Origin of the sequence: Staphylococcus sp. URHA0057, assembly GCF_000620265.1 — a bacterium.
In the GTDB taxonomy this organism is placed as follows: domain Bacteria; phylum Bacillota; class Bacilli; order Staphylococcales; family Staphylococcaceae; genus Staphylococcus; species Staphylococcus pasteuri.
Genome location: NZ_KK211096.1, coordinates 160,089 through 180,459, shown reverse-complemented (window position 1 = coordinate 180,459; position 20,371 = coordinate 160,089). Strand labels below are relative to the sequence as shown.

Below are 20,371 nucleotides of genomic sequence, written 5' to 3'. Positions count from 1 at the left end.
ACGCCCTTTAACAAAATTATCTTTCAAACCAAATTTCGTACATTATTGTTACCAACAGTAGTTTATTTTCATGTATCATAGGGTATGGATAAAAATAGTAAAAATTAATGGAGGCAACGAGTATGGACAAAAAGAAACTCATAAAAACAGCAATTAATGTTTTACCTATCATCATCGTTCCGTTAGTCGTAGAACGTAAAAAAATAAAAGATCATCCTGATGTTAAAAAAGCGACTGATGCTACATCTAGAGCAGCATCTAAAACAACATCTGCTATTTCTAACAAGACTTCTGACGTTAAGACATACGTTGGTGACAAGAAACAAGAATTTGATAATAAACGTGAATTGAAAAAAATCGCTAAAGAAAATGACCCAGCTTATATTGAGAAAAAAGGCGAAAAATTAGCGAAGCAAAATCGCAAAGAAGCAGACAAAATGGATAAAAAGCTTCAAAAAAATATTGAAAAACGTCACAAAGAAGAAGATAAACAACGTGAAGAAAACGAAAAACAACGTATTAAAGATATGAAGAAAACTCAAAAATACGAAGAAAAAGTAGGATTAACACCAGGTAAGCTTGATGAAAAAACTGAGAAAAAAGGCGAAAAGTTAGAAAAAGAAAATCGTAAAGAAGCTAAAAAGATGGAGAAAAAGCTTCAAAAAGAAATCGAAAAACGCCATAAAGAAGAAGATAAACTACGTGAAGAAGCCGACAAATCTAGAAAAAAAGAATTTAAAAAATATAAAGATTACACAGCTAAAAGTGTAGTTAAACAAAATAAAGAAAATAATAATGAGGCTTAATCTTTCATGACACGCATTATTATTGACGGAGATGCTTGTCCAGTTGTTAATTCAGTGATTGATTTAACACAAGGGACAGGCATTTTTGTTACAATTATACGTAGTTTTAGTCACTTCTCAAATCAAATTGAACCTAAACATGTAAATACTGTCTATGTGGATGATGGTCCTGAATCGGTAGACTATAAAATTGTCCAATTATCATCTTCAGAAGATATCGTTATTACACAAGATTATGGTTTAGCTAGTCTATTACTCAACAAAGTAAAGTATGTCATGCACCATAAAGGATTTACATTTAATAATGATAATATTCAACAATTGCTAGACCAACGTTATATTAATGCTCAAATTCGTAAGCAAGGAGGCAGACATAAAGGACCTCCCCCATTTACGAAACAGGATAAACAACACTTTGAACAACAATTTAATAAGCTTTTACATCAACTTTAATGGAGGTACATAATGAAGAAAATTGCAGTTTATTGTGGCGCAAGCAAAGGAAAAGATGACACATACGTTAAAGAAGCATATGAACTAGGTAAATATATGGCTGAAAAAGGTTACGAATTAGTTTTCGGAGCTGGATCTGTGGGTATTATGGGCGCTATTCAAGATGGCGTTTTAGACCATGGTGGTAAAGCGATTGGTGTAATGCCAAAAATGCTTGATGAAAAAGAAATTACAAGCCAAAAAGTAAGTGAACTTATTTTAGTAGATTCAATGCATGAAAGAAAAAATAAAATGACTGAGCTTGCTGATGCTTTTGTTATGGCTCCGGGTGGTGCCGGCTCACTAGAAGAATTCTTTGAAATGTATAGTTGGGCTCAAATTGGTATTCATCAAAAACCAATTGGCGTATACAATATCAATGGTTTCTTTGAACCATTACAAGGGTTAATCGATCATATGATTAAAGAAGGATTTATTGATGAAAAATATCGTCAACTCGCTCCACTCTTCGATACTAAAGAAGCGTTACTTGAAGGTTTACTCAATTATAAACCTTTAGGCGTTCGTACTTATGATTAAATAATTTCTGTTAAAACCAAAATACCCCACTAGAATTTATTCAAAAAATAATTTCTAGTGGGGTCACTTCAATTATTTATCTAAATCAATCACATATCTCACATGTCTTTTCAAAGGATGATACTTACTCAAGTTAGGGAATTCAAAATGATCATAAAATGACATTCCTATTTTTTCCATGACTTTTCTTGAAGATAGGTTTGTTTCAGCAGTAAAACTATAGACTTTAGAAATGTCTTTTTCTTTAGCAAATTTAAGTACCGCTTCTGCACCTTCAGTGGCAATACCATTTCCCCAAACTTCAGGAATCAGACGCCACCCTATTTCATAAAGTGGTAATTCTTTAAATGGATACTCACTATCTTTAGGAATATAGTTTAATCCTATAAAGCCAAGCCATTCATTCGTTTCTTTCAGCTCTACTGAGAATAGACCAATACCATAATCTTTAATAATTTGGTCCATTTTTTTCATATCTAATTCAGAACGACGATAACTCAATAAACTTGGGAAATATCTTCTGACTTGTGGGTTAGCATTCATTTTTTGAAAAGGTAATAAGTCTTTTTCTTCCCAATCTCGTAATTTCAAGCGCTCAGTTTCAATATAAACAACCATTTTTTACACTCCATTACTACGTAAATACATCATTATATACATTTTATAATAAAATTAACGCGCTATGAAACAGTAAGATTCACATCGCGCTATAATTCGTTTATTAAAATTTTGATTTAGCTTTTAGTTATATAACTGATAAGTTCAATATTAACTGGAATTTCTTTTAAATGATCACGTTGATTTTTTGGTGCTGTAAATGTAGCATCAATAAAATCATTCTGATGATCTAAGTGATATGTTGCAACAAATGTATCTGTATCTGATTCAAAATTAGGCAAGTGCGCAATTACACGTTTAATTTCACCTGTAGAATCAACAACATGTCTACCTGTAATATTTTCTAATTCTCTACCTAATTCTGGTAGCGTTAGCGCTTTTCCCTCTAAAATACTAAAATCTTGTTCATGCATGGCTCTTCTCTCCTCTTCACATTTTTGAAAATGATGACAATAATCATATTAATCTTTATAGTTTATTTTTATTATATATATTTATCCATTACGATACCCATTTTTTTCGTATATCAAACTTTACGTTCAAGACGATATTAAGTTGATATTTTAATCATATCATATTCTATTCTGTTGAAGATGATGCTTTTGATTAGATTTATTGCTGGTTCTGTTCTGATTTAAAATTTGTTACTTCTTTAATTTTGTTCTTAATTAGAAGATGTTTTATTCTTCTCGCTTTTATTAGTATCCTTATCATCACTATTATCAGAACTAGTTGATTGACTTGAAGCAGAGTTATCAACTTCTTTTTGTAATTTATCTTGTTTATCTTTTAAATCGTCTTTTTGTTTATTTAACTTTTTCTTTTGTGATTTTAATGATTTGTTTTCTTTTTCTAATTTATCTACACTCTTTTCTAATGTCGCTTTCTCCTGACTTTTGCCACATGCGGATAACATTAGCGTTGCAGATAAAAATAATACAATCCACTTTTTCATGTTAAACTCCTTTAAAAACAGTTATAAATATAATTCATTTTATCATGAAATAATAATTTAATCATTTTTCTACTATAAATCTTTCTTCATTTTAATATGTGTATCTTCATAGCCTATTTGGTGATTCAAGTTTAACATAGCTTGATTTTTCGTATTTATTGTACTTTGAATTGTTTGGGCCCCTTCTTTCATGGCCCAATCTTCTAGTGCTAACTTTAATTGTCGTGCAAAACCTTGACGCCGATATTTAGGATATACAAACAATAATTCAATTGTCACAACCTTAGTTTGTTTTTCAAAATGCCCCCAAATTAATGCTTGTAGTTCTTGATTATCTTCAATTATTAATATCATATCTTGGCAATGCCGTAATCTAGCATTAATCATTTCAATTCTTAATGCAATCGATGTACTTGTTGCTTTATAATTTGCTTCTTGAGATTCTAATAATTTTTCGTGTATCGTTGCTACCTCGTTAATTAACTTTTGATTACTCAAATTCAACTGTCTCATCATTTACTCCTGTATTTCATATTATAATCATTGTATTTCTATGGTATGATTAAGCATAATAAAATTATCAATTTAATGTATTGGTAAGTCTTACTTAAAATTATTTTTAAAGGAGCGCTTATGCACTCATGAAGTCTACAGCTCAATTAGCTAAAGAGAATAATGTGAAGTCTTTACGTTTAAATAATACGGATAGAGAAATTTTTGAAAACTACATGATATATATTCGTTCTGATTTAAGTGTAAACCCACATGATTCAGAAGTGATGTTGAATCGCATATTAAAACACTTAATCAGTGCAGAAGGTAAAGGTATGTTAGCTATGGAATTCTTTAACCATAATCCTAAAATGCATGCCAAAAAGCAATTAAAAGAACTTCCAAATGAAACAGTAAAGAATATCTTTAAATATATTTATCAACATTTCGTATTACTAATTGGTATTTTCTGTTTCTTAAAAGGGTTTATAGGTTTCTTTATTGGTGGAGATAGTAACTATCTTTATCTATATACATTTCCTATTACAGTGATAGTTGGCTTATTTATCATTTTCTTATTTATATGGATGATATTTAAAACGATTCAGTTACAATGCTTTAATAATTCAAATTGGGTATGGTTATTAACTTATGCCGTAATTGCGCTATTAATTGTCGCATTGTTTTATGTATTTTTTATACCTCAATCCTTTTTAGCATTTGGTCCTTATATCAATGTTAGTAATTGGTCATTTATTATTATTTCCGCCATTATCACACCTATTTCATTTTATATTGATCATCACTATTTTAATAAAAATTCAAATACGATTATGTAATGTTCACGAATTGATGGCCACATTTTCTAATTGAATTTAACATCTTTGAAATAAATAAGAAGGCAATTTCTACTAATAATTATAGAAATTGCCTTCTTATTTATTTATTCTCACTAATTTAATATAAAAACATCTACAATAAACCATATCACCATAATAAACATCACAATAGCTTGAGCAATTGTACTGGCTAAAAACGCAATAATCGATCCACAGCTTACTTTAATCGCTTTTTTCAAATCATACCCTTGTATTAACTCGATAATAAGTACAAGTACAAACGGTACAATGATAATACCAAATGGCGGAACTACAAAGCATCCAATGATCACGCCAATAATAGCCCCATATTCACCAAATTTAGATCCACCATATTTTCCAACAAAGTATTTATTCATTAGAAAATCAGCTAAGAATATCAAAATGGTAAAAATAACCATTGCGATATAGAACACCCAAGATAACCTTCCGTTGTGAAATCCAAATTGATAAATAAGAAAACCTACCCATAAGACTAAAACTGAAGGAATGACCGGTTTAACTAAACCGACAAAAGCTAAAATAAATGCAATTGTAATTAAACTCCATAATAATACCGTCATTATTAACTACTCCATATCTGATATAGTAATTTTTTGATCTTTCGTTAAAAAGATTAATATAATCCCTAAGAACAATGATCCTGCTGACACATAGAAAACATTTTCCAAGCCAACCCATCCACTCATCATACCACCTAATAAGTTACCACATAACTGCCCAATAACCATTGCGTTGGCAAATAATGTTGAAGCATAACCTGGGAAATCCGGTAAAATATCTTGGAAGTAGCTTATGCCAATTCCTAATAATATAGCTAAGAAAAAGGCTAAAAATAATTGACCAATCAACATCATATAGAAATTTTTAAATAAACTAATACTAAAATAGAAAGCCCCGCCGAATATACCACCATAAATAAGTAACGTACGTGTCGGGAGTTTTGTAGATAATACGCCTAAAACGACCATAAAAGGTACTTCTAAACCTGCACATAAACTTGCTAAATAACCGACGTAGCCTTCCTTTTCGTGAAGATAATCAGTTACGAATAAAGGCATGTTCATTGTATACATCCATTGTCCAATATGTAATAAAATAAAAGCTAAAAACGGGATCAATAGTGTCTTATCTTTGAACATATTAGGCGCTACCTTCTCAACGTGTTGTTGTTGAGTAATAGGTTGTTTGATGTTTAAATTTTTATAGAAGAACACTTGTAAAATTAATGTAAATAAAATAATAGAAACTGTTCCGCCAAATAAACCTGAGTAACCATTCAATTCAATTAGTTGCGCGCCAATAAATGGACCAAATAAGAAGCCTAGTGAGAACATTGAACGTAATACTGTATTAGCAAATTTAGCATTTTTACGCGAACTTGAAACGTTAATAGATTCTCTCGCAGATGCATAAAGTTGTGGCATTGCCGGAGCGAATAAACCTTGGAATAAAGCATAAAGGATTATAAATAATAAGATATCTTTTACAAAGAAATAAATGGAAAAGCTAATTGCTCCCATCATTAATGCTGTAATTATAAGATATTTTCTATTTATGTTATGAGTATCTGAAAATCTTGCAATAATCGAATTAACTGTAAATTGGCTTATAGCTGCTAATGCTAGTAACACACCATACTGTTTGGTGGTCATACCTAAATCCTTTGTCGCAAACAAAACAAGGTAGGGTACTGTTACAGCGATACCCATACCTAATAACAACATGTTCAAAACAAACAACTTATAATTCTTTATATATAGTAATTCTTTAAACATATGACTAACCTCTATTCATTATATGAATCAACTCATCTTATTTAACGTATAAAGTTCAACATTAAATTGACAAATGAATCTACTTGTGGTAACTGTAACATGCTTTGATCATAACTCATATAAGTCGAACGAATAAGTGGATCATTATCAATCGTCACTTTTTCAAATCCAAACATATTTTTATCAATATTTTTCATCATTATTTCAGGTAATATAGTTACACCCACACCACTAATTAGCATTTCTTTACAAGTGGCAACTTGGTCAACGGTAATGGTCGCATGATAGTCTTGTTCTAAATTATCGTTATACCATTGTTTAATTTGATTTATATAAATTGGGTCAGCTTGAAATTCTATAAAAGGCAACTTTCCAACCTCTTCACGTCTATCTTTAGGATAGATAAAATAATGATCGTCATTAAATAAGTGTGTGTTGGATAAATTCATGACTTTGTTTCCTCTAGTAATCATGACGTGATAGTCTCTATGATTTGCCTTAATTTGTTCAGTAGACCCAACTTGTACCTGAATTTCAACATTAGGAAATTGAGTATTATATAAGCTTAATACTTCTGGTAATAGTGTTTGACCTATTAAAGAAGAACAACCAATAGAGATCGTTCCGTTAACTTCCCCAATATGCGCCTGCATTTTATCAAAGAATAAACGCTCTCTCTTTAACATATCGCGTGCATGTTCAATAATCATTGCACCTTCAGTTGTTGTTATGAGTTGCTTTTTCGTTCTAATAAAAACGTCTACACCAAATGAACTTTCAATTGCTTTTAACCGTTGTGTGACAGCTGGCTGTGAAATATATAATATTTCTGCTGCTTTACGTAATGTTTTTGTTTCGTCTAATGTTATTAATAAACGATAATCATCAATTTTCATAGTGTCCCCCTAAAATATACCGTTTCCGTAAAATCCTATAATCAATGATGTTTGTTATATTTATTTTGTTTGAGAAAATCATTCTTATTTTTTATCGTGTTGTTTAACTCGCTGTGGCTTTTTATTTTTAAATGGATGATTGTGTTTATTTTTCTTATATTTTTGATTTATTTTGTGATAACATTTCATAACTTTACTTTGAACATCATCAAAGTTTTCAACTATTTCAATCATTAATTGATGTGCAATAATATATGCTTCATGATATTGTTTTTGGCTAATTTGCCCATTTTGTAATGCAAATAATAAATCATCTTCATCAACTAACTCGTATGAACCATCAGGTAATACCAATACATCTAAGCATAAATCTAGAGTACGTGCATTTCCTTTTTGAGTAATATTTTTAATATTGATATCAAAATAGTATTCTAATGGATTCCCCTTATCATCAAACATAACGGTTAAACTATATCTCTTTTTTTCCGGTAATATTTGTAACCATTTATAATTATCATCTGCGACTATTATATTTTGACCAACTACCGTCACCTCTAAAGGTTCACGTACTTTCTTCATCGTGACCAAGCCTATAATACCTTTAAATCTATTATTATTAACTTTAACCTCTGTATATTCTCTCTCGATCAGGCGACGCCAGTGACGTTTGTCTATATATTTTACTTTCACAGTCACCAACTCCTTGTTTTCATTATATAAAAATGGTTCTATTATGTCATCATATGCTAAATTAGGTCATATTTTCGTGAATTCATTTAACTATATTCTACTACATATCGAGAAAATTTACTTTAAAACGACTAAATTACTATGATTTAATTTAATATGAATCCTAATATATATAATGATTACACATAAATATCAATTTTACATTATTCATATTTACAATATTTTGTTAATTAAAAGTATAAAAAAAGATACCTATGTGAACTAATCTATTTCACATAGGTATGCTGAATGCAATTATTTAATTATTTATGTTTTAATGCATATTTATCTATTACAGTTTGATGTTCAGGATACATTTGATTTAATTCATTTCTTTCAAACAACTCAAATTGTTCATATTCAAATGCCGGCTGACACATACAACCTACTAAACAAAATCCTTCATCATGTTCAAGTGAAGATGCGAATATTGTTCTTTTTGGAACTGTATATTGCATTACCTCACCATCTTCTATATTAGGTCCTAACTGCACAGATTCATATTTACCATCAGGTGTAATCATATGAATCGTTAATGATTGACCATCATGATAATACCAAACCTCATCTGCATCTATACGATGGAAATGTGAAATATCATTGGGTGTTAACAAAAAGTATATACTGCTAAATGCAGCTCTATTTGTCTCTGTTGATGGTTGACGTATACTTTCTTTGAAATAACCACCTTCTGGATGAGGGGTTAAATTCAACGAATCAATCCAATACTGTGCGTTTTTCATTATTTTAAATCCACATTATGGAATACATTTTGAACATCTTCCAAGTCTTCCAATGCATCTACAAGTTTTTCAAAAGTTTCTTGGTCTTCTGGTGATAATTCAATATCTGTTTGAGGTAACATTTCAAACTCAGCAACTTTGAAATCTTCAACACCAGATTGACGTAATGCATCTTGAACTTGAGCAAATTGATCTGGTTCCGCATAAACAATTGTTAAACCATCATCATCAATGACATCTCTAACATCAACATCTTGTTCCATTAATTCTTCTAATACTTCGTCTGCTGATTTACCTTCAATACCGAAAGTAGCAGTATGGTCAAACATATATGCTACTGATCCAGATACACCCATATTACCGCCATTTTTACCAAAAGCAGCTCGTACGTCTGAAGCAGTTCTATTCACATTATTTGTAAGCGCATCAACAATAATCATTGAACCACTAGGACCAAAACCTTCATATCTTAACTGATCATAGTTTTCTTCTCCAGCACCTTTAGCTTTATCTATTGCTTTATCAATGATGTGATTAGGTACTGAATATGTTTTAGCACGTTCTAATACTAAACGTAAGGCTTGGTTAGATTCAGGATTGGGTTCACCTGATTTAGCTGCCACATATATTTCTTTACCGAATTTGGCATATATTCTACTTGTATTTTTATCTTTTTGAGCCTTTTTTTCTTTAATATTATTCCACTTACGTCCCATTATGGTCATCTCGCTTTCATTCTCTATAATTAACATTCTATATTATACATGATTTTTAGTCGTTAATATACCTCTTACATTGTATCAATATATCATTAAGAATAAACCTCACCGTTCATAAAGTACAAAGTAAAATAAAGCATAAAAAAAATTAGCTCCTATCAATTAGGAACTAACTTATATGTAGAATTCTAAATATTTAAATATTCTTCAACATCATCGAATAAAGCATTAAATTCTTTCATGTTGTCTTGGTTCATATATAAATATATTTTTCTTTCATCTTCTGTCGATCTGACTTTATTTAACTTACCTTTTTCAATCAGTTTACGAATTGATACTAATAATTTAGTTCTACTCAATTCTAATTCTGAAATAGCAATTTTTAAAAATGTTTGCATTAACATTTGATCTGTTTGACAATTTTTTTCTGCCAAGTCTAGTACTGCTAAATCATTAAGAGTCAATTTATATTTTTGATCTATATATTCAGACAATGCTTTATATTGTTTATAAAATTCAAATAACTTTTCTAACTTTTCTTTATTCAAAAGACTTGCACCCCCAAATATAAACAGACAACATATAACAACATTATCCTAAATATCTAAAAATCTGTCTTTCCTATTTGTTTTTAATCTGTTGTCAAAATTACCGATAAATTTAAATTGAGTTGTGCAATGTCTTTTTCACTTTATATTCTTCCTTGAAAATTGTAATCATATAAAATGAATTATAGCCTAAGTTAATTTCTAGTGAACATTGGGTAAAATCATGTTCAATAATTTCAATTTTAGCTTTAAAGTAGTAATCAACTGTATCTAAAAATTGACTCGTCCATTCATACTTATTTCTTAAATCTTTTGAAATTAAATGATTAAGATTGCAGCTATAACTATTTATCTTTCCTATGAAAATTAAATGGTTTTTATATGTTGGCATTTCATTGAAACTGATATATACATTGCTATCTCCGTACTCTTCGTCAGCAGATTCATTTTCGATGACTCTCCAATCGTATAAATACAATACATATCGATCTTCTAACTCTACTTTCTTATAGTAGCTCGCATCTACAAAATCTCGATTAAACAAAATAGATATTTCATTAAATATTAATCCAAATGTCGTCTTAAAACCTTTTGCATCAAATAAATGCAATGCATTAAAATGATTGGGATTATGAAATAGATTGAAACCTAAACCTGTAAAAGATTCTGTTAAGGACGATATTGTTTCAATGATTAAAGGAGCACTATTACTTAAATCATTATGCTTATCATTAATTAACTGATGATTTTCTACATTTAATAAAAACATCTTCTCTTTCACAAAATCAACTTCATTTATTATTGCCTTTAGATTTTTTATTTGAATTTCATTTTTTAATAATAATCTTTCATTTCCCTCTGTTAAGTAAGAGGTAGTTAGTTTCGCATTATCAATAAATAGATATTCAAATTTTAGTCTTTTAATTTGAGATTCTATTGCTTTAAGCATCACTGGATCATCTATTAAACATGATATATCTAAACCGATGACATGATTAATATTTAAATTCTGTAACTTAATAATATCTTTATAGATTTCACGAATTTCTTTATCATTCAAATTAAAGACTGAAATAACTTCGTATGGGTAAGGTACGTCTTGCTTACTATTCTTAAGTTTGAGTTGCGCATCACTAAAACAAACACCTATACTATCGATAACTTTATAACTATCAATATTAAAAGCAACTCTCAGTCCTTTTTTGATAATAATTTCTACAATATTTCGTTTGTCTTCATATGTCATTTCATTATAAATCTCTGTAAGAGTAGGCACGATATAAAAAATAACTTCTGTTCTTGAAAATTCAAATTTATCTAACTTGTTATAAAGGAATGTATATTTTAATTCTTCTATCGTTTGAATTTGAATCACGCTTTGAAACGATTTAGCTTTCTTTATCTTTCCTTCATCTAATTGTATATCTTCATATTTTTCGATCTTATGTTGTTCTACTAATTTTTCAATATAAGGTTTTAAAGATTCTGAATCTTCATCAGTATCTATATTTATCTTAAACATAATATTCTTATCATATTTTGAAAGTTTTCGATAATCGTTAGGTGTCACACCTAAGTACCCTTTGAACATTTTTGAAAATGTTGACATACTACTAAATCCTAAAATGTCACTAATATGACTAATCGTTTTATTAGTTGTTAGTAATAACTCAATTGATTTGTTAATTTTCAGAGTATCAACATATCTTTTGAAGCCCATACCTATTAATTGATGAAACTGGGAAGAAATATTTGATTTTGATGTGAAAAGTTCAGTAGAAATATCTTTTAATGTCAGTCTTTGTTCAATATGGTTATCTATATATTCTAATTCTTCTTTCAAATCATTATAATACGTATAATTATATTGATCGATTGCTATACTCTTATCAACTTTTGCTTCTGTACCTATAATCTGAACTATTTTAGTCGTTAATTCGTCAAGTACCTCTCGATAGTCTTCATTAATATTTCTAAGTACTAACTGTAAAACTAAGTCTTTAAGTTTATTAGAAGATTTAATCAAATTGGCTGTATATTGAAAATCAAAAAATGAAAAATTTTGTTCAGCGAACCAATCACTGGTTAAATAAAGCATAATCACTTTGCCATTAGTATTTAAACTAAATACATCAGCATTGTTAATAATATAGATCTCGTTATTAATCGTCTTTTGTTTACGAAATTTTTGAATATGCATATCACCTTCTATTGGCCAAAATAAAATAATACCATCCTGGCACCTTGTCGTTGGATATTCGACATTAGAAAGTATACGCAAGTAAGAATTTGGCATAACTCTCCCTCTCTTTTCTAGTAAAACCAATACATCTTCTAAACTTAATTATTATTCTAAATTCTTAATCTAAACAATTTAACGCAATTATAACATGCAGACAAAAAATATACTTGTTTATATATCTATAAATGATTAAGTAATAAAGCAATATAAATATATTTAATAAAAAAAGATGTGACGTTTATTTCCTTATAACTCTTATTAAAGAATAAAAAGGAATAATTTTGAATCAAAACAATGAATATCACGTCAACATCTTTGTCTTAAATGGTATTTTTTTATCGAAATCGATTTGCCAATCTTAATATATCTTTAATGATATTTAATAAGTTAATAAACAAATTGAAACCCATTTCCCTTGGAGAGAATTGTCCTCGTTTCATTCTATTAAAATCATAAAGTGTATATAGTAGAAATAATAATAAGCTTACTACTGTAATAACTGTGTGAAAAATTGGATTATGAATGAATATTCCGATAATACTTGCAATAATAAGCGCTAATAATGTGACAAATAAATAACGTCCCATACTAGAAGCATCATTAATTAGAAAGAAACCAACAATACCAAAGGCAATAAATGCACCAATTGCTAATATAATATTCTTATAAAATACGTCTGGACCAAGGTTTTGTAAATAACTTGTGAACATGGCATATGATAAAAGACCTAATATAACAGCATATATATGAGAAATGACAATGCCATACTTACGTGCACGTTGGAATACTAAAGTGATTAACACTAAGACCATTAAGGCTAAAGATAAAGGTCTTCTCCATTCCATTGGTAAGTATTGTCCGAAATAACATCCTATTCCGAAGATAATCCAATAATACATAAAGAATAGCCATACTTTTGCATATGCATGTGACCGTTGTTTATCTTTTGTTTTACTTGTGTGCTGTGTAGTTTGTGACATATGGTTTTGCTCCTTCATGTAATGTTTACATTAATGCGTTGATTTTACATTTATAAATTATCTTTAAAACGCGACAATAACTAAATCGATAGAATTAGTCAACATTCTATACTAATTATACACTTTGTTACAATTTATCAAACTTCTATATTAAAATTTTCATTTAAAAATCGTCTTCAAAACTGTCGTATCAGCATTTATTGTTTAAAAATAATTCAATTTCTAATTGTTAATAATATTACAAGATAATAACAAACCACACAAAGCCCTATATTTTTGTTAGTATGGGTAGCGTAGTGAAAAACGAAAAAGCAATTATACATAGTAATCATTCATTTCTATGCTAATAATTAAAGCAAATTTAAGGAGGAGTCACTTTGAAAAAGTTAGCCTTTGCAGTAACAGCCGCTTCAGGCGCAGCAGCAGCACTTTCTCATCACGATGCCGAAGCTTCTACTCAACATAAAGTTCAGTCAGGAGAATCATTATGGACTATTGCTCAGAAATATAATACTTCTGTTGATAGCATAAAACAAAATAACAATTTAGATAATAATATGGTATTCCCTGGACAAGTCATATCAGTAGGTGGAAGTGCTTCTCAAAGCTCTAATTCAAACACTTCTTCACAATCTGGTTCACCTTCAACATATACAGTAAAATCTGGCGAATCATTAAACATTATTGCTAATAAATATGGCGTATCAGTAAATGAATTAATGTCAGCGAATAACTTAAATGGTTATTTAATTACACCAAACCAAACGTTAAAAATTCCTAATGGTGGTTCAGGTGCAGGTGGCGCTGGTGCTGGATCTGGTGGTGCTACTGCTACTACAGGCAATACAAGCACACAATCACCTTCTTTCAATCACCAAAACTTATATACTGAAGGACAATGTACTTGGTACGTCTTCGATCGTCGTTCTCAAGCCGGTAAACCTATCAGCACATACTGGTCAGATGCTAAAAACTGGGCTACTAATGCAGCTAATGATGGTTATCAGGTAGACCATTCACCTGAAGTAGGCGCTATTATGCAAAGTGTTCCTGGCGTTTATGGTCATGTTGCGTATGTTGAACGTGTTAATGGTGACGGTAGTATCTTAATTTCAGAAATGAATTATACTAATGGACCATACAATACAGATTACCGTACAATTCCAGCTTCAGAAGTATCAAGCTATTCATTTATTCATTAATTAAATACTTAAATATTGATATATATTTATAAAACTACCAACAAAGTTTAATTTTTGCTGGTAGTTTTTTTGTCTTATCTTAATAGATATACAATTATTATGAAGTTGATACATAAAGTTCTAATGCTTTGGAAATCAAATTAACGTTTTCCAAAAGCAGTAGTTTCCTTAGAAGAGACCTAACATAGAGTATTCTAAAGAGAAATGCTGCAAGCAACGCAAGTTGAGCATACTTCTCAATTCGACAATATTTAAGAAACATCACAAATATCCACGTTGAATAAATCATTTTGTAAGAACTACTACCCCATAGTATAAATATTAGTTCTTAATCATCATTCATTTCTTCTCTAAATCTAATACCATTTGTCCTAACCTCTTAAAAATTATAAGTATCTATTCAACTATTTTAATTCAATAGGTAGTTTTCAAGTATACAAAAAAGAAGGTTGGAAATATTTTAATGATTATCCCAACCTTCTGATTAATATCGCTATGTTATATATTATTTTAAGAAGAAATGCATAATAAAGTATACAATCGCAGCTAATATAGCTGAAATTGGTAATGTTATTACCCAAGTAATTATCATACGTTGCGCTGTGCTCCATCTAACACCTTTTGCACGGTTTGAAGCACCAACACCTAAGATTGATGAAGAAACAACGTGTGTTGTTGAAAGTGGGAAATGTAATGATGATGCTACGAAAATAGTTAAGGCAGATGATAAGTCAGCTGCTGCACCATTAGCTGGTCTAATTTTCATAATGTTACCACCAACAGTTTTGATGATTTTCCAACCACCTATTGCAGTACCAAGACCCATTGCTGTAGCACATGCCATTTTAACCCATAATGCTGGTTCAACATTAGAACCATTTTGGATATTAGCAACGATTAAAGCTAACGTAATAATACCCATTGATTTCTGAGCGTCATTTGTACCATGTGAAAATGATTGTAACGCTGCTGTAAATATTTGAAGAAATCTAAAGTTACGATTAGTACGTGTTAAGTTAGCGTTTTTAAATACTACTTTAACAATTGAGTACATAATAAAACCAACACAAAATGCAATAACTGGAGACACAATTAATACAATAATAATTTTAGTAAATCCTTGATAATGTAATACTCCAAATGATCCTTCAGATGCAATCGCTGCACCTGCAATTGAACCGATTAATGCGTGTGATGATGAACTTGGAATACCATATAACCAAGTAATTAAGTTCCATGCAATTGCTGCGATAATAGCTGCTAAAACAACGACTAACCCATGTTGTAATTTAAATGGGTCAACGATATCTTTAGTGATTGTACCAGCAACCCCAGTAAATGTTAACGCACCAATAAAGTTCATGACTGCCGCTAATAAAATGGCTGTTCTTGGAGTTAATGCTCTGGTAGATACGGCAGTAGCTACAGCATTGGCTGTATCATGGAAACCATTGATAAAGTCAAATATTAATGAAAATATAACTATAGCTATCGTGACGATTAAAATATATTCCATAAGTGAGGACTCCCTTAGCTATTTTTCATGATTATAGTTTCAAAATTATTCGCGACTGTTTGGCATTTATCTGCAATTTCTTCCATGCTTTGATAAATATCTTTTATTTTAATTAATGTGATTGGATCTGTCTCACTATTGAAGATATGTTTTATAGACTGTCTTAAGATACCGTCACAGTTCGTTTCAAACTCTTTAATATTAATTGAGTGAATACGCATGTGAGATAATTTTTTATCTACTAATAAACCTACAGCAAGTTTCATTTCTGCTACTGCTTTTTGAATATTATCAACAAATTCAGCCATGAATTCATCTGTATATTCAATTGAATACATTTCAAACATTCCTGAAGTTTCTTCCATAGCATCTAATACATCATCAATTGCGTTACATAAAGATAAAATATCTTCACGTTCAATTGGCGTGATAAAAGTCTGGTTTAAATCAGTAATCACTTGATGCATTAATTCGTCACCATGAGATTCGTAAGTTTTGATATTGTCAGAATATGCTTTTAAATCTAAGTGTGTGTTGAAATCCATTTTTCCAAACTCGATTGCAGCACGGTCAAGATTGAAAACCATTTCTTCTAACTGAACCATGAACTTATCTTTTTTCTTACTAAACATTCAAAATCCTCCATTTGAGCGATTGTTACCAATCACATTCATAAATTTTTACTCCATAAGATATGTGGAACACATTTACAATTTTCAGAAAAAAGGAGATTCACTTTTTCATTATGTAAATATTTTGTAAATCATAGTTATAAGCAATGATGTTTGCGTTCAAATAAATTGCGTTTTGTTCCTACTTGAAAAATATCACAAAATTTACATAACTACAATTCAATTTACAAATTCTTAACAAATACGCAATTAAAATTTTACATACCTTCTTCATTATGCCCAAAACGGGTATAATGACAATTCCACTTTATAATTTAACGTTTTATATAATGACTTTCAATTATTTTCCATGAACTAATTATGGATCATAAATTTTGCTATTATATCCCTACCATTTTATAATAACAATACTTAACCAAAGGAGACTACAATGGAATTTATATTAAAAGCGATTCAAGATGCACATAGTAAATATACTGGACCAGATTTTCCAAAGCTATTTAAAGCTTTTAAAGATATGGGGATGACAACAAACATCGTTAACATTCAACAAGGTACATCAACATATGTTAATACCGAGAAACAAACGATTACTACAAATGGTGTTAAAGCGACACATGATGTGGCAACGTCTTCTCATTCTAGTAGCGTCAAAGATATACTTAAACGTCATCAAAATGGGGATACAGATTTCCCTACTTTTTGTGAAGAAATGGCACAAGCTGGTATATATAAATGGGATATTGATATTAATGCAGGTACTTGTTCATACATTGATTTAAATGAACAAACGATTGTAAGTGAACAAATACCTCAATAGCAATATTAATTATTATATAAAAAGGATTTCATACAGCGTCTTATAAACGGTGTTAATGAAATCCTTTTTTATATTCTATATTGAATGCCTGATTGTTCTTTTTGAATGGTTATATGCTGCCAATGCAAATATAGCATAAATAGCTGTATATACTGCCATGACAATAAAAATTGGTGTTTGGTTTGTAGAACCTAATAATGTCATAAATGCTAGAGAAGCAAAGTAAGCATGTAATAATGCAATCACTAAAGGTAAAGCAAAGTTGAAGAATACTTTAAGTTTTAAACCTTTTGCCATATCTTGATAAGTAAAACCTAATTTCCGTAATATCGAATAATTTTCTATTTCATCTTCAGTTTCATCTATTTGTTTAATATAGATAATACATCCGGCAGCAATTAAAAAAGTAACCCCTAAAAATGATGTAACAAATAATAATACTCCTGTTAAGCTTGAAATTTCACTTGCAGCTTCACTTCTAGTTTCAATATTCTTATCCACATTTTTAACAGCATTTTGTAATTCCGGCATATCTTTTTTATGCTTAATATCAAAACCGTATTGGGATACAATATCTTTTGCTTCAGTATGATTTCTTAAATACTGGTAGTCTTTATCATTCAAAACTAAAGTTGGTCCACCTAAGTCTACATCACTCATGAAATATATTTGATTAATTTCTTTGTATAATTTAACTTTTATCGAGTGTTGTTTTGTACCTAACTTGGTTACACCATGTTTTTTGTATTTCATCATATCGCTGACTTTACCTTCAGGTGCAATAATATCAGTATATCCTTTAGATACTTCAACATTAGGTATATATTTATCACTCGTTACTGCTACTTCATAAGGTTTAGCAATCCCTTTTTCGAACAATTTGTCTTTAAATAATTTGCTGTATACAACTTCCTTATAGTTGTAAAAATGTTTAATATTTTTATTATTTAACTCATAAGCTAACTCATTAGCCTTATCTTTATCTTTTAACGTAACATCATGTGGAGAATTTAGTAATACTTCATTCGTTAACGTACCTCTACTGATAGCTGCAAAACACAATACAGATACTGTTATTGCAGAAATAATAGTCATAACTGTAAGAGAAAATGCATTTTTCTTAATACGATACATAATTGGAGCAGTAAACATAACATCATGAATACTTACAGTATCTTGTCTTATCTTTTTAATTGCTTTAAAAATTAACGAAACTGTACTTCTATAGAAGAAATATGCACCAATGACGGTACAAATTAGAATAACAAATGGTTGAATTAAGCCATTAAAATGTTCTACAACTCTGGTAGATAGATAATAACCAAACAGAATCATAATGATACCTAGTATCCCTAAAATCAAATCACCAATAGTAAACTGATTGTGATTAATTTCTCGCTTTGTCATATTTGAAGCTAATTCAGTAATGGAACGTCTTCTTATATAAAGATAACTTTGACTAACAGTCAATATGTACGCAACTAAAATTAATAGAAGTGCTTGTATTATAGCCGATACACTAAAGATAATTGAAACGGTGATATTAATTCCAAGTAATCTTAATACAATCATTAACAATATTTTTGATCCAAAGATTCCTATAATAATACCTAAAATAGAAGTAGTTATAAATATAAGCAACTGTTCTATCATAATCATTTGCATAATATTAAATCTAGAAAGACCAATCGTTTGAAACAACGCAAATTCACGTCCACGTCGCTTTAAAAACAATAGATTCGCATATAAAATAAATACGATAATCAGTACAAAAAGAAAATAACTACCTATTTGCGATCCTTCTTTAATAATTGGATAATTTTGTTTTCCATATAAATGATGTGCATATTTTAAAGTGATAAAACTAAAATAAAGGACTACGCTAATTACTAATGAAAATAAATAAATCGCATAATGTGAAAATTTTTGTTGGAAATTTTTAAAAACAATTTCTTTAAAGGTCATAATTCACTCCACCAAGCACACTTTGTGTTCTAATAATCTCATTATAAAATGTCTGTTTATTATCTTCACCTTGGAATATTTCTGTGAATATCCTTCCATCTTTTAACATCACTACACGATTCGAATAACTTGCGGCTACAGGATCATGTGTAACCATAATAATTGTTGTATTAAATAATTCATTCATCTTAGTTAATCTTTTTAATAAGTCTTGCGTACTTTTTGAATCTAACGCTCCTGTTGGCTCATCAGCAAATATAATGGAAGGATTTGTAATAAACGCTCTTGCTGCAGAAGTTCTTTGGATTTGACCGCCTGAAAGTTCAGAAGGATATTTATCACTAACATCCTTTATATTTAAAGCTTCTACAACTTTTTCATAACGTTCCTTCATTTCTTGTTTGGGTATTTTCTTAACAGATAGCGGTAACATAATATTCTCTTTTACTGTTAATGTATGTAAGATATTATAATCTTGGAAAATAAAACCTATTTCCTTTTTACGTATATTAGATAAATCTTTATTAGATAATTTATCCAACGCTTGACCATTTAATTTTATTGATCCTTGCGTAGCATAATCTATAGAGCTAAGTACATTCAATAGCGTTGTCTTACCAGAGCCTGAAGGACCCATAATCGATATAAATTCGCCCTTATCAACTGACAAATTAATATCATGTAGTATTTCTTGAGAAGAATGTTGATTTCCATATATTTTAGTTAATTGATTTACTTCTAATATTGTCACGTTAACACTCCTAATAATCACTGATCAATCACATTGCAATGAGGTAGAAACATAAAGTTCTAATGCTCT

At 29.7% G+C, this 20,371-nt stretch carries 23 protein-coding genes; 6 read left to right on the top strand and 17 right to left on the bottom strand.

Annotation, left to right across the window (positions count from 1 at the left end; genetic code table 11):
- Positions 1 to 122 precede the first annotated feature (122 nt).
- The 3 genes from N524_RS0110350 to N524_RS0110340 are packed head-to-tail and all read left to right on the top strand — an operon-like array spanning position 123 to position 1,838.
- Positions 123 to 806 carry a hypothetical protein gene (locus N524_RS0110350; RefSeq protein WP_029056439.1) on the top strand — a complete coding sequence of 228 codons (684 nt, stop codon included), beginning with the start codon at positions 123 to 125 and terminating at the stop codon, positions 804 to 806.
- Between the two features lie 6 nt (positions 807 to 812).
- A complete protein-coding gene (locus N524_RS0110345) occupies positions 813 to 1,259 on the top strand; it encodes a YaiI/YqxD family protein (protein WP_029056438.1) in 447 nt (148 codons plus the stop codon).
- 12 nt (positions 1,260 to 1,271) lie between these two features.
- A complete protein-coding gene (locus N524_RS0110340) occupies positions 1,272 to 1,838 on the top strand; it encodes a TIGR00730 family Rossman fold protein (protein WP_017638406.1) in 567 nt (188 codons plus the stop codon).
- Positions 1,839 to 1,910: 72 nt separating this feature from the next.
- Here N524_RS0110340 and N524_RS0110335 read toward each other — a convergent pair whose 3' ends face one another.
- The 4 genes from N524_RS0110335 to N524_RS0110320 form a co-directional block, all read right to left on the bottom strand.
- A complete protein-coding gene (locus N524_RS0110335; protein ID WP_029056437.1) occupies positions 1,911 to 2,456 on the bottom strand; it encodes a GNAT family N-acetyltransferase in 546 nt (181 codons plus the stop codon).
- 116 nt (positions 2,457 to 2,572) lie between these two features.
- The gene (locus N524_RS0110330; RefSeq protein ID WP_017638408.1) at positions 2,573 to 2,869 is read right to left on the bottom strand and encodes a hypothetical protein; all 297 of its coding nucleotides are present in this window, start codon (positions 2,867 to 2,869) and stop codon (positions 2,573 to 2,575) included.
- Between the two features lie 251 nt (positions 2,870 to 3,120).
- Complete coding sequence (locus tag N524_RS0110325) at positions 3,121 to 3,411, bottom strand: SA0632 family lipoprotein (RefSeq protein ID WP_017638409.1); 291 nt, start codon at positions 3,409 to 3,411, stop codon at positions 3,121 to 3,123.
- Between the two features lie 72 nt (positions 3,412 to 3,483).
- Entirely contained in the window at positions 3,484 to 3,924 is a 441-nt protein-coding gene (locus tag N524_RS0110320; protein ID WP_029056436.1) for a GNAT family N-acetyltransferase, read from the bottom strand.
- Positions 3,925 to 4,052: 128 nt separating this feature from the next.
- Between N524_RS0110320 and N524_RS0110315 the strand changes: the two genes are divergently transcribed.
- Complete coding sequence (locus N524_RS0110315; RefSeq protein WP_017638411.1) at positions 4,053 to 4,742, top strand: DUF1129 family protein; 690 nt, start codon at positions 4,053 to 4,055, stop codon at positions 4,740 to 4,742.
- A 113-nt stretch (positions 4,743 to 4,855) separates the two neighbouring features.
- Here N524_RS0110315 and N524_RS0110310 read toward each other — a convergent pair whose 3' ends face one another.
- The 9 genes from N524_RS0110310 to N524_RS0110270 all read right to left on the bottom strand — a co-directional run bounded on the left by N524_RS0110310 (position 4,856) and on the right by N524_RS0110270 (position 13,416).
- On the bottom strand, positions 4,856 to 5,344 hold the full coding sequence (locus N524_RS0110310; protein WP_029056435.1) for a DUF456 domain-containing protein: 489 nt from the start codon (positions 5,342 to 5,344) through the stop codon (positions 4,856 to 4,858).
- A gap of 6 nt (positions 5,345 to 5,350) precedes the next feature.
- Positions 5,351 to 6,559: a sugar efflux transporter gene (locus N524_RS0110305; protein WP_017638413.1), complete on the bottom strand. Its 1,209-nt coding sequence runs from the start codon at positions 6,557 to 6,559 to the stop codon at positions 5,351 to 5,353.
- 41 nt (positions 6,560 to 6,600) lie between these two features.
- The gene (locus N524_RS0110300; protein ID WP_017638414.1) at positions 6,601 to 7,455 is read right to left on the bottom strand and encodes a LysR family transcriptional regulator; all 855 of its coding nucleotides are present in this window, start codon (positions 7,453 to 7,455) and stop codon (positions 6,601 to 6,603) included.
- Positions 7,456 to 7,539: 84 nt separating this feature from the next.
- Positions 7,540 to 8,145, bottom strand: coding sequence for a DUF402 domain-containing protein (locus N524_RS0110295; protein WP_017638415.1), 606 nt, complete (start codon positions 8,143 to 8,145; stop codon positions 7,540 to 7,542).
- Between the two features lie 302 nt (positions 8,146 to 8,447).
- Positions 8,448 to 8,927 (bottom strand): cupin domain-containing protein, encoded by a 480-nt coding sequence (locus tag N524_RS0110290; RefSeq protein WP_017638416.1) that lies wholly within the window; start codon positions 8,925 to 8,927, stop codon positions 8,448 to 8,450.
- A complete protein-coding gene (locus N524_RS0110285; RefSeq protein ID WP_026083539.1) occupies positions 8,927 to 9,643 on the bottom strand; it encodes a YebC/PmpR family DNA-binding transcriptional regulator in 717 nt (238 codons plus the stop codon). Before N524_RS0110285 ends, N524_RS0110290 begins: the two co-directional genes overlap by 1 nt.
- Positions 9,644 to 9,834: 191 nt before the next feature.
- A complete protein-coding gene (locus N524_RS0110280) occupies positions 9,835 to 10,194 on the bottom strand; it encodes a transcriptional regulator, SarA/Rot family (RefSeq protein WP_029056434.1) in 360 nt (119 codons plus the stop codon).
- A 112-nt stretch (positions 10,195 to 10,306) separates the two neighbouring features.
- The gene (locus tag N524_RS0110275) at positions 10,307 to 12,490 is read right to left on the bottom strand and encodes a helix-turn-helix domain-containing protein (RefSeq protein ID WP_029056433.1); all 2,184 of its coding nucleotides are present in this window, start codon (positions 12,488 to 12,490) and stop codon (positions 10,307 to 10,309) included.
- A gap of 281 nt (positions 12,491 to 12,771) precedes the next feature.
- Entirely contained in the window at positions 12,772 to 13,416 is a 645-nt protein-coding gene (locus N524_RS0110270) for a Bax inhibitor-1/YccA family protein (protein ID WP_017637229.1), read from the bottom strand.
- A 377-nt stretch (positions 13,417 to 13,793) separates the two neighbouring features.
- Here N524_RS0110270 and N524_RS0110265 point away from each other — a divergent pair, with 377 nt between their 5' ends.
- Positions 13,794 to 14,618 (top strand): LysM peptidoglycan-binding domain-containing protein, encoded by an 825-nt coding sequence (locus N524_RS0110265; protein ID WP_029056432.1) that lies wholly within the window; start codon positions 13,794 to 13,796, stop codon positions 14,616 to 14,618.
- A 505-nt stretch (positions 14,619 to 15,123) separates the two neighbouring features.
- On the opposite strand, the gene N524_RS0110260 is transcribed toward N524_RS0110265, so the two are convergent.
- Positions 15,124 to 16,134: an inorganic phosphate transporter gene (locus tag N524_RS0110260; protein ID WP_017637227.1), complete on the bottom strand. Its 1,011-nt coding sequence runs from the start codon at positions 16,132 to 16,134 to the stop codon at positions 15,124 to 15,126.
- A 14-nt stretch (positions 16,135 to 16,148) separates the two neighbouring features.
- Complete coding sequence (locus tag N524_RS0110255; protein ID WP_017637226.1) at positions 16,149 to 16,766, bottom strand: DUF47 domain-containing protein; 618 nt, start codon at positions 16,764 to 16,766, stop codon at positions 16,149 to 16,151.
- Positions 16,767 to 17,196: 430 nt separating this feature from the next.
- Here N524_RS0110255 and N524_RS0110250 point away from each other — a divergent pair, with 430 nt between their 5' ends.
- Positions 17,197 to 17,586, top strand: a complete 390-nt coding sequence (locus tag N524_RS0110250; protein WP_029056431.1) for a DUF1398 domain-containing protein — start codon at positions 17,197 to 17,199, stop codon at positions 17,584 to 17,586.
- Positions 17,587 to 17,661: 75 nt separating this feature from the next.
- Here the strand turns inward: N524_RS0110250 and N524_RS0110245 are convergent, their stop codons facing one another.
- Both N524_RS0110245 and N524_RS0110240 read right to left on the bottom strand, forming a co-directional pair.
- Positions 17,662 to 19,551, bottom strand: a complete 1,890-nt coding sequence (locus N524_RS0110245; protein WP_029056430.1) for an FtsX-like permease family protein — start codon at positions 19,549 to 19,551, stop codon at positions 17,662 to 17,664.
- Positions 19,541 to 20,302, bottom strand: a complete 762-nt coding sequence (locus N524_RS0110240; protein ID WP_017637223.1) for an ABC transporter ATP-binding protein — start codon at positions 20,300 to 20,302, stop codon at positions 19,541 to 19,543. Before N524_RS0110240 ends, N524_RS0110245 begins: the two co-directional genes overlap by 11 nt.
- Positions 20,303 to 20,371: the final 69 nt, after the last annotated feature.